At 62.8% G+C, this 15,105-nt stretch carries 10 protein-coding genes; 6 read left to right on the top strand and 4 right to left on the bottom strand.

All coding sequences use genetic code 11. From position 1 onward, the window contains the following. Positions 1–2: 2 nt before the first annotated feature. From PZL22_RS00760 to PZL22_RS00745, 4 genes are all read right to left on the bottom strand, one after another. Positions 3–2,684: a glycosyltransferase gene (locus PZL22_RS00760; RefSeq protein ID WP_003529004.1), complete on the bottom strand. Its 2,682-nt coding sequence runs from the start codon at positions 2,682–2,684 to the stop codon at positions 3–5. Next, the gene (locus PZL22_RS00755; RefSeq protein ID WP_127516209.1) at positions 2,671–4,143 is read right to left on the bottom strand and encodes a DUF6212 domain-containing protein; all 1,473 of its coding nucleotides are present in this window, start codon (positions 4,141–4,143) and stop codon (positions 2,671–2,673) included. The genes PZL22_RS00760 and PZL22_RS00755 overlap by 14 nt, the downstream gene beginning before the upstream one ends. A gap of 182 nt (positions 4,144–4,325) precedes the next feature. Further along, a complete protein-coding gene (locus tag PZL22_RS00750) occupies positions 4,326–5,579 on the bottom strand; it encodes a glycosyltransferase family 4 protein (RefSeq protein ID WP_003529008.1) in 1,254 nt (417 codons plus the stop codon). A gap of 137 nt (positions 5,580–5,716) precedes the next feature. Beyond that, positions 5,717–6,289 carry a MarR family transcriptional regulator gene (locus PZL22_RS00745; protein WP_003529010.1) on the bottom strand — a complete coding sequence of 191 codons (573 nt, stop codon included), beginning with the start codon at positions 6,287–6,289 and terminating at the stop codon, positions 5,717–5,719. 208 nt (positions 6,290–6,497) lie between these two features. On the opposite strand from PZL22_RS00745, the gene PZL22_RS00740 reads away from it, so the two are divergent. The 6 genes from PZL22_RS00740 to PZL22_RS00715 all read left to right on the top strand — a co-directional run bounded on the left by PZL22_RS00740 (position 6,498) and on the right by PZL22_RS00715 (position 15,100). After that, the gene (locus PZL22_RS00740; RefSeq protein WP_127516207.1) at positions 6,498–8,267 is read left to right on the top strand and encodes a type I secretion system permease/ATPase; all 1,770 of its coding nucleotides are present in this window, start codon (positions 6,498–6,500) and stop codon (positions 8,265–8,267) included. Continuing rightward, positions 8,264–9,685, top strand: coding sequence for an HlyD family type I secretion periplasmic adaptor subunit (locus PZL22_RS00735; RefSeq protein WP_003529013.1), 1,422 nt, complete (start codon positions 8,264–8,266; stop codon positions 9,683–9,685). The genes PZL22_RS00740 and PZL22_RS00735 overlap by 4 nt, the downstream gene beginning before the upstream one ends. Positions 9,686–9,959: 274 nt before the next feature. Beyond that, entirely contained in the window at positions 9,960–10,619 is a 660-nt protein-coding gene (locus tag PZL22_RS00730) for a calcium-binding protein (RefSeq protein WP_003529018.1), read from the top strand. Positions 10,620–10,749: 130 nt separating this feature from the next. Beyond that, positions 10,750–12,999 carry a glycosyltransferase family 2 protein gene (locus PZL22_RS00725; protein ID WP_003529020.1) on the top strand — a complete coding sequence of 750 codons (2,250 nt, stop codon included), beginning with the start codon at positions 10,750–10,752 and terminating at the stop codon, positions 12,997–12,999. Further along, positions 12,996–13,841 (top strand): class I SAM-dependent methyltransferase, encoded by an 846-nt coding sequence (locus PZL22_RS00720; RefSeq protein ID WP_003529022.1) that lies wholly within the window; start codon positions 12,996–12,998, stop codon positions 13,839–13,841. Before PZL22_RS00725 ends, PZL22_RS00720 begins: the two co-directional genes overlap by 4 nt. Then, positions 13,838–15,100, top strand: coding sequence for a glycosyltransferase family 4 protein (locus PZL22_RS00715; RefSeq protein ID WP_033048625.1), 1,263 nt, complete (start codon positions 13,838–13,840; stop codon positions 15,098–15,100). The genes PZL22_RS00720 and PZL22_RS00715 overlap by 4 nt, the downstream gene beginning before the upstream one ends. The last annotated feature ends 5 nt before the right edge of the window (positions 15,101–15,105 follow it).

Raw genomic sequence — 15,105 nt, 5'->3', positions numbered from 1 at the left:
CCTCAGCCCACGGCCGCAACTCCGGGATTGGATGCTTCGCGCCCGCGGATGACCGTTGCGCGCGAAAGCGATGAATTGTTCACGGAACGGTCGCACCAACCGAGGAACTCGGAGAAGGAGGACGTCCATGAGCGGCGTGCCGCCGTTCTCAGGCACCCCTCCATCAGGGGCGCGAGCATCTGGCGGTTGTTGGCCACCTCCTCGATGGCCTTTGCCATGTCCCGGACCACCTGGGGATCGGCGGCGGCCTCGATGAGGATGCCGTCCTCGCCGTCGGTTATGAGTTCGTCGACAGCACCGACTGCCGTCGCGATCGGGACGCAGCCGAGCTGCTGCGCCTCGGCGATCATCAAGGGAGCGCCCTCCCAGCGCGACGGCATCAGAAGGACATCCGCCCAACCGAGGGCCTTGATCAGGTCCTTGCTTGCGAAGACCGGCGGGCGGACCTCGACGCCGAGGTCCTTCAGGCGATCCGTCCACGACAGGGTGGCATCCGCGAGGATTTCCCCGCCGATCGCCCGGGCATCGAAGGGCACGCGCGAAGCCCGCAATTCGGCGAACGCCGCAGCGAGACGGTCGATCCCCTTCTGCTGATCGAGCCGACCCATATACAGGACCCGAAGCCGATCGTCCTTGCGTTCGATGCGCCTGACCGACAGCACCTCCGCGAGCACCTTGGGCGGCACGGAGAAGCTCGCGCCGTTGGGGACGGCGAAGATCTTTTCATAGGGAACGCCGAAGCTGTGCAGATAGATCTTGAGCTGCTCCGAGCAGGTCAGGAAGGCATCGTAGCAATGCTCGTGGGCAATCGCCGCGAAGGGCTGACCGGCGGGCCTTTTGAAGGAGGTATTGTCGACCACGTGAAGGTAGCAGGCCGTGCGCGTTCCCTCTGAGCGTAGCCGCGCGATAAGCGGATGCACCGCCATGACGTGATTGTTGATCACGAGGTCGAAGCCGGAAAGCTGACCCTTGAGCGCAGCCCAATCGACGTCGTGGCCCTCGGCGATGAAGTCCTGCCCCAGGAACGAGCCGGAGCCGCCCCAGGCGGGAATGCCTTGGTCCCAGAAGTGAATATAGTCGAAGCTCTGATCGAACTCGTCGATCACATCCATCCTGGATGTGCCGAGCACGAAGAGATGGGTCTCGTAGCCGGCGGCCTTCAGCTCGCGCGAGGCCGCATATACGACCTTCTCGGCGCCGCCGAAGGATGCATTCGGAACAAGCAGGGCTGCGGTTTTCCTGCTTCCCTCGCTATGACCGAGCGGCAACACGGGCGAGCCACCGATCTCGTGGCGAAGCGCCTTGTGGAGGTCGGAATAGGGAACGAGCCGTGCCGGACGCCAGGTCCAGCGTTTGCCGGCGGTCCGCCGCAGCGGGCTGGTCGCGATGGCATTGACGCAATTGATCATCACCTGCTGGGGCGTGATGAGCGAGCGGCGCGGCAGGCTTCTCGGGAAAGGGAAGCGGACTTTCAGAATTGCCGATGTCGGCCAGACCTGCTGGTTGCCGATGGAGGCAAACCAGTCCAGCGCCTTGTTATGAATGACGTCGCGCACGAGCGAAGTGGACAGGAAGATGAGGTCGGCCGGTGCGTTGTGCTGGGCGCCGGCCTCCAGGAAGACCGGCTCGATCTTGCGCTGAGCCGCATCGTTGCCGAGCTGGACGAAGACCACGTTGGCCTTCTCGCTCAGGCGCTCCAGATGGGAGAGCACGTTCGGCAGCATCCGGGAGCGCAGCAGCAGATCGAGCGTGGCACCGCTTCCGGCGATCAGGAAGGGCGGGAAGTGAACGTTGTCAGGCTCGCCGATGCTCGCCCAGAAGGCTGGAATGATATCGTCGAGGCGAAGACGCTTGGGCGTCTTGGTCGGATCCGTAAAGAAGGAAATGGCGGCATCTTCCGTCCGTGCGAAAAGATAGCGCGGGCATTCCTCGTGCTCGAAATCGACCAGCATTGGCCGCTGGAATAGCGCCCGGTGGCGCTTTCTGAGGAAGCTCACCGAGGCGGCGCGATCCCGGTTCGCCTCCTTGAAGCGGCTTTCCGCCCTCAGCCGGTATTCGAAGGTCGTGTCGTGGCACGGCGCCCCCACGAAGCCGTGCTCGATGCAGGACAGCCAGAATTCCCAATCCTCGAAACCGTTCTGCCTGTCGTCGTCGAAGCGGACCCCCGCCCGGAAAACGTCGATCGAGATCATCGAGCCGGTGTCGCAGATATTGTCCGTGATGCAGTGCAGAAGCCGCGAGTAGCGATTGCCGTAATGGGCGCGCCAGCTCACCGAAAACGTGTCGATGTTGGTATAGATCCAGCCGCAGCCGCTGGCGCTCAGTTGCCGGTAGAGAGTCTCGATGGTCCCCGGCAGCACGCGATTGTCGGCATCGAGAAAATAGACGGCCTCGGCTTCCGGCAGATTCGCGAGCACGTAGTCGATCGCGCGATTGCGCGCCCCGCCCGGCCCTGCATTGGCCCCGAAAAGCACATGAACCGCAGGATGGCCCGCCGCATAGAGCAGCAACTGATCGAATGTCTCCTGTCGCGGATCACCATCGACGGACACCACCACTGCCACCCGGCACCCGGCAAGCTTCGAAGCGAGCACGGACTCGATCGCCTCCAGGACGAGGGCCGCATGGCCGTAAAGCGGCATTGCCACCACGATCAGGTCCGAGTTTTCTTTATTTCCGGACATTGGACGCCCCTGCGGACTGCTTTACCAATCGGAAGCCGGAGACCTTGAGCCAGGAGAAATCGACCGTATCCGTGACCGCACGGCTGAGAATCATGAGGTCCATCGGCTCACGCACGGGCTTATCCAGTTGAAAGTTCACGTTGACCGCCTGCTCGGCGGTGACCTCGCGCCAGCCGCTGAAGAAGGCCGAGGGCTTGGCAGCGCCCTTGCGCGCGAGTTCCGCCACTTCCGAGCGCGCATTGGAGTTCGCCGGAGCGAGCAGGAAGCTCACGGCCGCGGGTGCGCCCTTCGGGTGATCGATGATCGCGCTTGCGGAGAAGGAGATGGTGCCGGGTTCCACGGCGCGGCCGATCGTGCCGGCGGAGATCCCACTCGGCAGCGGGTGGCAAACGACCGCGTTCTCGTGCTCGAGGAAGCGGACGGTCTGGAATTCGGGAACGACCGGCGTGACCGAAACGTCGACGATCTGACTAAGCAATTCGACCGCCAGGCGATAGTCCTCGATGAAGTGGCCTTCGAGCAAGGCGGTCGGAGCGATCATGTTCGGCATGCGCGTCGGTTTGACGCCGGGCAGTCCCGTAAAGACGCGGAACGCTAGGGGCCGGAGATCGAGATCGGGATGCGGGGTTTCCGAGCGGGCTGTGTACCGCTCGCTCGCGATCGGATAGCCGAGTGAAAGCCCTACAGTCTCCGTGCCGGTCGTTGAGATTCTAAGCCGCAGCGTTCTCGCGGCGCCGCCGCAAGCGCGCGGCAGGGCGAGGAAATTCCAGTTTGCCGCGAGCTGCGCATAGGGCACGGTCCATTCGGCCACGCCCTCGCCATTCTCGACATAGCCCAGCATGACGACCAGCTCGCCGCCGTCCCTGGGCACGGAATGAAGGTGCAGGGCGATCCCCGCCACGCCAAGACTGGAGACCGGAAGGAGCTGCTCGACACAGCCGGTCGCAAGGAGCTGCCCGATGCCCTCGTCCTTCGGGTCGGCATAAGGATCGTGGGCGAATATCTCCGCGACCGGTTCCCAATTGCGGGCCTGGAAGGCGTCTTCCAGCGCGCGGTAATTTTCAAGCAGCGTTTCCCGCTCACGTCGCAGAATGGCGAGCTCGGCGGTTACCGACGACGTGAAACGGGAGAGCCGGCCCACTCCACCCTCCACCAGCGACCGCACGAGCGCAAGGCTTTCCGCTTTACCGTCCACGTCGATCCGCTGAAGCGGTATCTCGGGGATGGTGCCAAGAGCATTGATCGACGGGAGTCCTTCCCGCAGATCGGCTTCACCCTCATCCGAGAAGGCAAGCGCGATCAGAGGAAAGGCGTTCTGCAAGGGAAATCGCGAAGCTGCAGCCGGTTCGAGAAAATGGACTAGATGCTCGATTTCGCTCCCTTCGAAATTTTCCCGGTCCAGACCGGATGCTACGACCAGCCTTCGCTTCGCCGGCGACTGCCTCACGTTAGAAGACATCAACTCTTGCACGTAGCGACCCCAGAATAAATCGATTTATCCAGAAGATGAAAATTGATGGCCCGGAAATATTCGCGCTCCAGAACCTCATGAAGCAAACCATATCCGTGGATTCCGCAGTGCACAACAATAGATTCTTGGGGTTTTGCTCGGTATTTATACTTCAAAAATTGAACCAATATTCAGACAAACTGCGTTTCTTTCGCTTGTGCAGCATTTCGACCGGTGAGATTGCCGATCAGCGTCAACTGGCGCGCGAGGCAGTCGTCCAACCGGAACCTCTGCTCGACCGTTCTGCGCGCGGCGCCGCGCAGTTCGCGGAAGTTGTCCGGGCGGTTCAATGCCCCGACGATCGTCTCGGCGAGCGCATCGGTATCGAAGAACGGGACGAGAAGACCGTTGCGGCCGGAGCGGATGACTTCCTGAACCGGCGCGGTATCGGAGCCGACGACAAGAGCACCGCAGGCCATTGCCTCAAGCACCGACCAGGAAAGCACGAAGGGATAGGTGAGGTAGAGATGCGCCGCCGATATCTGAAAAAGCTGACGTAGCACGGAATGCGGCACGACGCCGGGGAAGATGAGCCTTTCACGCGGGACATCCAGAGACGCAAGCAGATGATCCTTCCACGATCCCCCGCCAGGGGGCGGCGCGCCGTAACTCACCCCATCGCCGCCGACGAAGACGAACAGCGCGTCCGGATGCCGCCGGACGACCTTCGCCGCCGCCTCCAGCGCTTGGGGAAAGCCCCGGTAGGGCTCGAGGTCCCGTGCCACGAAAGTGACGACGGGATCGCCGGCCTTGAGTACGCGCCCGTCCGGCAGCTTCAGGGAAGCCGCTGGGTCGGGGCGGAAACGGCGCGTGTCCACTCCCTCATGGCAAACGGCGATTCGTTGCCGCGCGTCGGCTGGATAGAGGCTCTTCTGCCAATTGGTCGGGCTGATACCGCCATCCATCGCCTCCAGCGACAGCAGCTGCGCGATGTTGCGGAGGCGCAAGCGCTTACGCGTCTCGGAGTCGGGACGGTCGTCCGGCGCGAAGCCGACATCCGCCCCTTCCGACCGATAGAAAAACTCGCAATAGCCGAGTGCCGGCACGCGCGGCAGGACATCCTTCACGAACATCATGCTGCCCCAGCCTATATGACCAAGAACGATGTCGGGGGTCTGTCCAAGGCGGCCCATCGCGTCGAAGGTTTCCGCTACCCTGTGTCCGATCCGCACATGATGGTCGGGAACGCCAAGATGGCGCGCGATGTGGGGATTCGGTTGCGGACCGGGTTCCGCCCGATGCCGGACGACCCGGACGGAAGGTATCCGCTGGTCCACGGTCTCCGTCACCAGCGTCACCTCGTTCCCCGCCTCAGCCAGATGTCTTGCCAGGGCGGCGAACTGGCCGAACCCGCGGCGGTGTACGAATGCTACATGCATCTTCATAAGCCACTTGTCAGTGATCGATCACACCTGCAGCGCCGCGCGTCCGAAGGGACGCGCAAAGCTCGTTGCAATATTTGGATTTCCTGCATGTTACCGCCCTTGCTCGGTTACGCTTTGAGGAACATGCAGATTGAGCATCAGATGCCGTAGCGTGCGGCATTCCCCCAGACGAGTTCGAGGCGGTGCAGTGTCTGGAAGGCGGTCTCCAGATTCCGCCGGTCCTGATCGCCATGGCTGAGGGCGCGTTCGTAGCCCTTAGCCGCCTGACGCAGGCCGGCGCAAAGCTGCCTGCCTTTCTCTGAAAGCCGGATGCGGGCCGAACGCTTGTCACGCTGCGATGCGATCCGGTCGATGTAGTCGCCGTCGGCAAGCTGCTTCAGATAATAGGAGATGTTCGAACCCACATAGTGGCCCCTGTCCAGAAGCTCTCCCACCGAGAGCTCCGCCTCGCCGATGGCCAGAAGAACCATCGCCTGCGCGGGACCGATATCTTCGACCCCGAGCTTCGTCAGTTCCGCACGCAATAGGCCGGAAAAGCGGCGGCTTGCACGCTCCATGACCCGGGCCAGCTCGAAATAGGTGACGAGCGAATCATCTCCGTCACGATCGTCTACAGGGGTATCGAGGCCTTTCCGCTGCGTTTCATTCGCGGGAAGGATTGCAACAGTGTCTCCAAAGTCTGCGAACGGATAGAGTATCCTGTGGTTCATCCCTCTCTCCATTGGGAACGTACTTCCAATTCCGGAAAATTACTTCAAAACTTGAAGTAATTTCATAACACCCCTGCCCCGAAATTGCGTGCTCTTGAGCTGGCGATGTTTATTGTGTCACACTTATCGCAACAATACTGTGATTTGAGTGAATCTGGACCAGATCGCCCCATGAAACCCGCGAATGCGCTAATTAGAAGATCGCCCCATGCGTGATACTGTTCGAAATCCTTTGATTAGCAAGGGCCCCAACCGGCCAACACCGGCGCAAAACGGAACAATCGCGCCGAAGCTGCTGGTTCTGCGGGCCCGGCGTGTGTTCGTCGTGACGCTTCTTTATGCAGCACTGCTCAGCGCCTGCATCAACCTCCTGCAGCTCACCATGCCCCTCTATATGATGCAGGTGCATGACAGGGTGTTGAACAGCCAGAGCATGGATACGCTCGTCATGCTGACGATTCTCGCCCTGGGCGCGCTGATCGTTCTGGGCGTGCTCGACTACATTCGCGCCCTCACCTTTCAGGCCATGGGCAGCGCCGTGGTCCGCTGGCTGAACCTGCCGGTCCTGACCGCCGCCGTCCAGGCATCGGCCGATCAGGGACTTGCGCGCGCGACGCAGTCGCTGCGCGACCTCACCGAGCTGCGCGGCTTCCTCACCTCTTCGGCGGTGAGCGCCCCCCTCGACGCCGCCTGGTCGCCCATCTTTCTGGGTGTTCTGTTCCTGCTGCACCCCCTCTTCGGACTGATCGGTGCGATCTCCGTCGTGGTACTCGTCTGCTGCGGCCTTCTCAACGACCTCCTGACGCGCCAGCTCATGAAAGAGGCAAGCCAGGCTAATATTGAGGCAGTGTCGAAAATAGGTGCGACATTACGTCACGCCGAGGCCATCGAAGCCATGGGAATGCTGCCGGCGCTCGCCCAGAAATGGCGCGCAGCGCAACTGCACGCGCTCAGCGTGCTGGAGGCCAGCGGGATCAGAAGCAGGGCGATGGCCTCGATCACCCGTTCGCTGCGCTTCGCCATCCAGGTGGTGTCGCTGGGGACCGGTGCCCTGCTGGTGATGAGACAGGAGATCTCGCCGGGCGCGATGATGGCGACCACCATTCTCGTGGGCCGCCTTCTGCTGCCGTTCGATTCCGTCATCGAGAACTGGCGCCAATGGGTGTTGGCGATCGCAAGCTGGCGTCGCGTCGAAACGGCACTGAAGGAAGACCTGGCCGTTCGCCAGACCATGCCGACGCCGCGCTCCGAAGGCGACCTGGTCGTCGACAAGCTGGTCTACGCGGCACCGGGCATCGACGTGCCGATCATCAAGGGCATCAACTTCTCGCTCTCACCCGGCGAGGTGCTTGGTATCGTCGGCCCTTCCGCGGCGGGCAAATCCACGCTGGCGCGGCTTCTGGTCGGCATTCTGAAGCCCACTGCCGGCGGCGTCTTCCTCGACGGCAACAACGTCTACCTCTGGGAACGGACCTCTTTCGGACAGATCGCGGGCTATCTGCCGCAATCGGTTTCCCTTCTCGAAGGAACCATCCGTGAAAACATCGCCCGGATGGCGGAGAGCGATCCCTACAAGGTGCTCGAGGCGGCGCGGCTCGCCGACGTCCACGACATGATCGGACGACTGCCGCTCGGCTATGATACGCCGGTGGGCGATGGTCATCTGACGCTTTCCGGCGGGCAGCGGCAGCGCATCGCGCTGGCGCGCTGCCTTTACGGCCGGCCACGCCTGCTCGTCCTCGACGAGCCCAACGCCAATCTTGATGCCCTCGGCGAGCGCGCCCTCATCCGCGCGATCGATGAGGCGCGCAGCGACGGCGCCATCGTCATCCTGATTGCCCACCGGCCGGCCATCATGCAGGTGGCCGATAAGCTGCTCGTGCTGGAAGGCGGCCGCATCAGCCAGTTCGGCCCGCGAACGGATGTGGTGGCGACCATGATGCCCGGCGAAACAAGACGCGAAGGTACCGCATCATGAACAAGGAAAAGATCCTGCCGGTTCGCCTCGACCTGCAGCCGCCCGTGAAGACTGAGAGCCCGGAGCGCCGCCTGCCGATGGCCGCGCCGGCTCGTCTCTCCGCGGCAATGCCAGAGCCGGACCTTTCGGAGGACAACACGCATTCGCCCATCCGGCGCCTCGTTATCGCCGGGTTGACGACGATCCTCGTTGCTTTCGGCGGTTTCTTCGGCTGGGCCTTTTCGACGGAGCTCAGCAGTGCTTCCGTCACCAGCGGCACGATCATCGTCGATTCTAAGCGCAAGACGGTCAGCCACTTCGAGGGCGGCGTGCTCGGCCGAATCCTCGTTCAGGAGGGGGACCATGTCGCTCCCGGCCAGCCGCTGATGAAGCTCGAGGATACGCGCGCCCGCTCCGACCTGCAGGCGCTGCAGAGCCGCCGTGTCGGCCTGATCGCAAAACTGGCGCGGCTGCGGTCCGAGCGGGCTGGCTTGCAAACCGTGAGCTTCCCGGCCGATCTTGTCTCCAAGGGCGAGGCTGCCGCGGATGCGGTGACGGCGGAAAACGCGTTCTTCGAGAAGCGAAGCGAGGCCAAGAAGAGCCGGCTGGCAATCCAGCGCAAGACGATCGAGGAATATTCGGAGAAGGCGAAGTCCCTCACAGCCCAGCTTCAGGCGACCGACAGGCAGATCGAGCTGATGAACGAACAGCGGACGGCTATAGCGACCCTTGTCGAAAAAGCCTTCGCCCAGCGCTCGAAACTCATCGAGATCGACGCACGGCTCAGCGAACTCGCCGCAACCCGCGGCGAGCTCGCGGGCGACAAGGCGCAGGCGGAAAAGGCGATGGCGGGGGCCGAGCTTGCGCTCATCGGCATCGAATCCGATTTCCAGTCGGAGATCGCCGGAGAGATCACCACGGCGCGCCTGGAGCTTGCGGAAGTCGAGCAGCGCATCACCGCCGCCGAGGACGTGCTTCGCCGCCTGGAAATCCGTGCCCCCCAGGCCGGCATCGTCGCCAACATTCAGCTGCGGACGCCGGGCAGTGCCGTCACCCCCGGTCAGCCGCTTCTCGACATCGTCCCCGAGGACGAACCGCTGCTTGTCGAGATGCATGTCAGCACGCGTGACATCGACAGCATAACGATCGGCTCCAGCACGCAAATCCGTCTGACCGCCTATAACCAGCGCTCGCACCTGCCTCTGGAAGGCAAGGTAACCTATATCGCGGCGGACCAATCCGTGGATGAGAAGTCCAACGTCGCCTATTTCGTCGCACGGGCGGAGGTGGCGCCTGAATCGCTCGCTGCCAACCCGGACATCCGCCTCTATCCCGGCATGCCCGCGGAAGTGCTGATCGTGCACAAATCGCGTTCGGCAATCGACTACCTCGTCGCCCCAGTCTCCGACAGTTTCAACCGGGCTTTTCGGGAGGACTGACCTGCTTAACTCTTGATATCTCTTCTCGTCGTAAATTACTTTAAAATTTGAAGCGCTTTGTCTGCATTTCCGTCAGAATTACTCCTAAAATTATATTGTACCAATATTGGCACAGCATGGAGATATGTTTCTGACACCCTCTTTCTATCAAAGTATCGCCGTTTTATTTTATGCATCTGTGTTGCGTTCGTAATTATTGCAGTGCACACTCCGGCACGCAATCCTCGGCTCCGTGCCGATGACGCATGCATCAAACCACGAAGAGGAGAAGCAGATGGCCACTTTGGAAGGCGGCGCATACGACGACGCCCTGTTTGGCTCCCGCTTTGACGATTTCATCCGCGCCCATGGGGGTGATGATTTCGTCAACGGAGGCAATGGGGACGACATCATCTTCGGCGACGATGGTGACGACTTGCTGTTCGGCGGCAACGGAAACGACACCGTGTTCGGCGGCGAAGGCACCGACGTTCTCTATGGCGAAAATGGCAACGATATCCTGGTCGGCGGATCGGGTGACGACCTGATCTATGGCGATAACGGCAACGACATTCTCCTTGGGGGCGCCGGCAGCGACTTCCTCCTCGGAGGCAGAGGCAACGACGTGCTGCTCGGCGGCGCCGGCAACGACGTCATCGACGGCGGCGCCGGGTCCGACCTGCTTGCCGGCGGTCAGGGCAGCGATATCTTCGTTTTCGACGGTGGCGGCGGCAACGACGTCATCCTCGACTTTACCCCCGGCGAAGACGTCCTGCAGATATCCAAGGGTATCAACGGCCTCGACGTCACCGCGCCCGAGGATCTCGCTTCGCGTATCACTCAGGTCGGCGGCAATGTCGTCATCGACCTCGGCCACGGCGACACGCTGACGCTGGTCAATGCCGACGCCGAAGACATTCAGGCCCACCCCGAAAACTACTTCACTGTCCACTGATAGTTTGAGATGCGGGATGCAGGTGGAAAACCGCAGGCGGCGTTTCATCATCCCCCATTGGCTTCGAACGGTGCGCCCTGCCCTCCTCCCGTGGGGCGCACCATCCCAGAATTAGTCAGAGGAGCGGCGTGTGACGTTTGACGACCGTACGCGGAGCGCCAGCGGCATTTTCGAGGATGCGAGGGTCTTTCGGCTCGGTTCCGAAGTGGCTGTATTGATCTCGGACGTTCGCGCCAGGTTGCCGGTGGCGGCCAAACACACGCTCGTCATGCCGGAGCAACCCGTCCCGCTCGTCAGCACGATCCTTCCTCTTACGGAGAGTGGCCAGCGCGTGCTTTGGGCCATGCGCCCGGGCGCCGTGGTGAGCCGCGGGCAGATTTACATCGAAAGCGACGTCGTTCAGACGATCGTGCTCCGGCCCGTCGGTGAACTTCCGCCCCTCGACGTGGAGGACCTGTTTGCCGCACTCACGCCGGAGGGCTGCGTAAAGTTCCTGAACAATCTGCTGACCGTTTGGCGGAGCGCGTTCCGTCTGTCCAGGGACCCGTTCTTCATCGGCCTCGTCGAGGACGCGCTTCAGGCGCTGACATCGCGGCCGGCGCCCGCCAAGATTGCATGCCCGATCGCCCAGGGCCGATACCTGATCGAGACCGCGATCAGCCCCGACTTCGGCGAGATCAGCGGCATCTATGCCCTCGGGGCCAACGCCATCCTGCCACTGGCGTCGCCAGCGCTGATCGGCGCCCAACGCGAGCACAATCTTCGTCCTTGCCATTTCATCGTCGAGTCCCCCCGATACCCCCAGTCTTTCGTGCTTGTCGGCAAAAGGGGCGTTGCCGTGCGCGAACTCTCCTCCGGCAATCCTCATTGCGCCAACCTCCAGGCCTGGTGGGCGGAACGGGGCGGTACGCCGGAGCTTCGCGAATTCGTCGTCCGCTGGCTCTCGACGACACCCGAGGGTGGACTTGCGACAGCCGTCGACCTCCAGCTACGGACACCGCTCCCGGAAAGGCGGATCGGCAGGTCCGCAATGCATCCTTCAGCGGAGGTGGACCTCGCATTGACGCTTTCCGGCGGTCTGCTTGCCGGGGGGTGGACCCATGATCCGACGGCCACTCTCGCCGGCATCGACTACCTCACGGAGGACGGCACGGCGATACCGCTCGACGGCAACTGGTACGAGTTTCCCGCCTGGGCACGCGGAGCGGACGAGAAATCGCGAGCCGACGTGACCGGCTTTGTCGCCTGGCTGCCGTCGAACGACACGCCGGGCGCCCTGCTCCAGCCGCGGTTCCAGATGCGGCTGGCTTCCGGTGCTGTGAAACCGCTCGTGCCGAAGCCGCAACCCTTCGAGGCTTCGGCGCAGCGCAACCGAATACTGCGCGCAGTCCCGCCGCAGCACGCGAACGACCAGGCGTTCCGGACGATCCTTGCCCCCGCCCTGCAGGACGTGGAGCAGAGGTTGGGAAGAGCGGCCAAGGTCGACTACACCAAGGATTACGACCTGCCCGAAAAGGCGCCCGTGGTCTCGATCGTCGTGCCGCTTTACCGTGTCCTCGACTTCCTGCGGTTCCAGCTATCCGGCATGGCGACCGATCGCTGGCTCGCAAGCAATGCGGAGATCATCTACGTTCTGGATTCGCCGGAGATTCAGGACGAGACGGAGCATCTGCTTGGCGGACTGCATCTCCTCCACGGCTTGCCGATGAAGCTTGTGGTGATGAACCGCAACAGCGGCTACGCGCGGGCGTGCAATGCCGGCGCGCGCTTCGCCCGCGGCTCGGTCGTCGTCATGCTGAACTCGGACGTCGTTCCGTCAGCGCCCGGCTGGCTGCAGAAGCTCATCCGGCCGCTGATGGAGCAGAGGAGCCTCGGCGCGATCGGCCCGAAGCTGATCTTCGAGGACGGATCGCTCCAGCACGCGGGACTCTACTTCGCTCGCGACCAGCGCGGCATATGGCTCAACCATCATTTCCACAAGGGCATGCCTGGCGATTACGCACCGGCTCAACTTGCCCGCAGCGTTCCCGGCATCACCGGTGCGTGCCTGGTGACGCGTCGGGAGATCTACGAGCTCGTGGACGGATACACGGAGGATTATGTGATCGGCGATTATGAGGACAGCGATTTGTGCCTGAAAATCCGCCGGTGCGGCTATGATATCGCCTACGAGCCGTCGGCGTGTCTCTATCATTTCGAGCGCCGCTCGATCCGCCGCAGCGAAGACTATATGCGCGGGGTCGCCAGCCAGTACAATTCTTGGCTGCACACCGAACGCTGGAACGACGACATCACCGAATTGATGAACACCGATCTCGGCGGCCGCGACCAAATGCCGGCTCTCTTCGGCATCGGCGCGGCAACGAGGACTGCCGCATGAGCGAGACTGCGCTGCGCCAGGAAAACACAGCTGCCACGGAACTGCCCGCCCGCGACGAACGCGTGGAGGCACTGCTGGGGAGCATTCTTCGAAACCGCTTCCTTCCCGAACCTAATCCCGACAGTGTCTTCGTCGGCGACGGCTCCTTCAGGGCGGTGGGCGTCGAATTCCTCGGCCACTTCATTCGGCTGGGCGGATTGCGTCCGGAAAGCCGCGTTCTCGATATCGGCTGCGGCATCGGCCGCATGGCCGTTCCGCTCACCCAGTATCTGGATTTCGAGAAGGGACGCTACAGCGGGATAGATCCGGTCGAGGGCGGCATCGGCTGGTGCCGCCGCTTCATCACTTCGGTCTATCCGAATTTCGCGTTCCAGCGTGTCGATATTGCCCATGAACTCTATAATCCGAGCGGCAAGATCAGCGGCAATGCGCTGAAACTGCCCTATGCCGACGGTCACTTCGATTTTGTGATCATGACGTCGATCGTGACGCATCTGCCGCCGGACGAAGTCCTCGTCTATCTTCGAGAGGTCGGAAGGCTTCTGAAACCCGGCGGCCGCCTCTTCATGACCGCCTTCGTGGTCGATCACGTCGCGGCGGCCAACGAGAGCGGCCGGCGCGACGCGCGCCTTTCCTTCGCCCGCGATGGCGACGGGCCGTGCTGGTACGTCCCGGACATGCCACGCCTTGCCGCCGTCGGTTTCGACGACGGCTTTCTTGACGGCGCCCTCGACCGGGCCGGTCTCGCAATCACCCTGAAGGCGCTCGGCGCCTGGCGCGGGAAGGAAGCGGAGCACTATCAGGACATCTTCGTCGCCGAACGCCGAGGAGGCGGAGCGTGAGCATGCGCGTGCTCGTTGCGGCTCACAACCATCCGGCCCTCCACCCGGGAGGCACGGAGATATTCGCCCACGACCTGTTCGGCGCCTACAAGCGTGCCGGCTGCGAAGCGCTCTTTCTCGGAGCCACGAACCAGATCCACCGCCAGGCGCGGCCTGGCACCAGCTTTCAAGGCATCGGGCCCGCAGGGGACGAATTGCTGTTGTGGTCCGGACATTTCGACCGCTTCTTCATGAGCCAGATCGATCTCTATGGCGTCGTTCCGGATATTGCGGAGCTGCTGCGCGACTTCAGGCCGGAGGTCGTCCATATCCACCATCTGCTCCTGCTCGGCGCGGAGTTTCCGCATATCGTCCGGCGAACCCTGCCGCAGTGCCGGATCGTCATGACGCTGCACGACTATTATCCCATCTGTCATCATGACGGGCTGATGGTGAGAACGAGCGGCAAGGAACTTTGCCACGGGGCGAGCCCCGACAGGTGCCATGCCTGCTTCAAGGACATCGCGCTCGACCGTTTCACATTGCGCGAACGCCATCTGAAGGCCCTCTTGAGCGACGTGGACCGGTTCGTATCACCGAGCCGGTTCCTCAAGCAGCGCTTCGTCGAGTGGGGGCTCTCGGAAGACAGGATCAGCGTCATTCCCAACGGGCTACCGCCTCGCGGCGCGGCGGCAGCGGCCCGCCGGATCGGCTCGGACCGCCCGGTCTTCGGCTATTTCGGCAATCTCAACCCCTGGAAAGGCGTGGCCGTACTACTTGAGGCGGCACGGCAGCTCATTGCCGAGGGGCTGGAGTTCGAGTTGCGCGTTCACGGCGGCGCACCCTTCCAGCGCGAGAGTTTCATCGACGAGATCACACGCCTGTTCGAGGAGACGGCACCGACCGTGCAGCAGCGCGGGCCCTACCGGCGTGAGGACGTTGCTGACCTCGTCGCAGCGGTGGATTGCACGATCGTACCCTCGATCTGGTGGGAAAATGCCCCGCTGGTCATCCAGGAGGCGCAGGCCCTCGGACGGCCGGTCATAGCCAGCAATATCGGCGGCATGGCCGAGATGATCGAGGATGGCGCAAACGGCCTCACCGTTGCGCCAAACGATCCGCGGGCGCTCGCCTCTGCCATGCGCCGCCTCGCGCAAGACGGTGCCTTGGCGCGCCGGCTTTCCGCGCACGCGCGGGAACCGGAGAACATCGACACCACCGCACGACGCTATCTCGATTTGATCGAAGCGATCGAACCGTCACGTATCGAAGCGGCATAAAGGGG

The sequence above is a fragment of the Ensifer meliloti genome (assembly GCF_030064585.1).
Taxonomy (GTDB): Bacteria; Pseudomonadota; Alphaproteobacteria; order Rhizobiales; family Rhizobiaceae; genus Sinorhizobium; species Sinorhizobium meliloti.
This window is presented reverse-complemented; position numbering and strand designations above follow the sequence as displayed.

Bases quoted from the DNA above. Each gene is read 5' to 3' on its own strand.
- PZL22_RS00760 (WP_003529004.1), bottom strand. From the start codon at position 2,684: ATGTCCGGAAATAAAGAAAACTCGGACCTGATCGTGGTGGCAATGCCG.
- PZL22_RS00755 (WP_127516209.1), bottom strand. From the start codon at position 4,143: ATGTCTTCTAACGTGAGGCAGTCGCCGGCGAAGCGAAGGCTGGTCGTA.
- PZL22_RS00750 (WP_003529008.1), bottom strand. From the start codon at position 5,579: ATGAAGATGCATGTAGCATTCGTACACCGCCGCGGGTTCGGCCAGTTC.
- PZL22_RS00745 (WP_003529010.1), bottom strand. From the start codon at position 6,289: ATGAACCACAGGATACTCTATCCGTTCGCAGACTTTGGAGACACTGTT.
- PZL22_RS00740 (WP_127516207.1), top strand. From the start codon at position 6,498: ATGCGTGATACTGTTCGAAATCCTTTGATTAGCAAGGGCCCCAACCGG.
- PZL22_RS00735 (WP_003529013.1), top strand. From the start codon at position 8,264: ATGAACAAGGAAAAGATCCTGCCGGTTCGCCTCGACCTGCAGCCGCCC.
- PZL22_RS00730 (WP_003529018.1), top strand. From the start codon at position 9,960: ATGGCCACTTTGGAAGGCGGCGCATACGACGACGCCCTGTTTGGCTCC.
- PZL22_RS00720 (WP_003529022.1), top strand. From the start codon at position 12,996: ATGAGCGAGACTGCGCTGCGCCAGGAAAACACAGCTGCCACGGAACTG.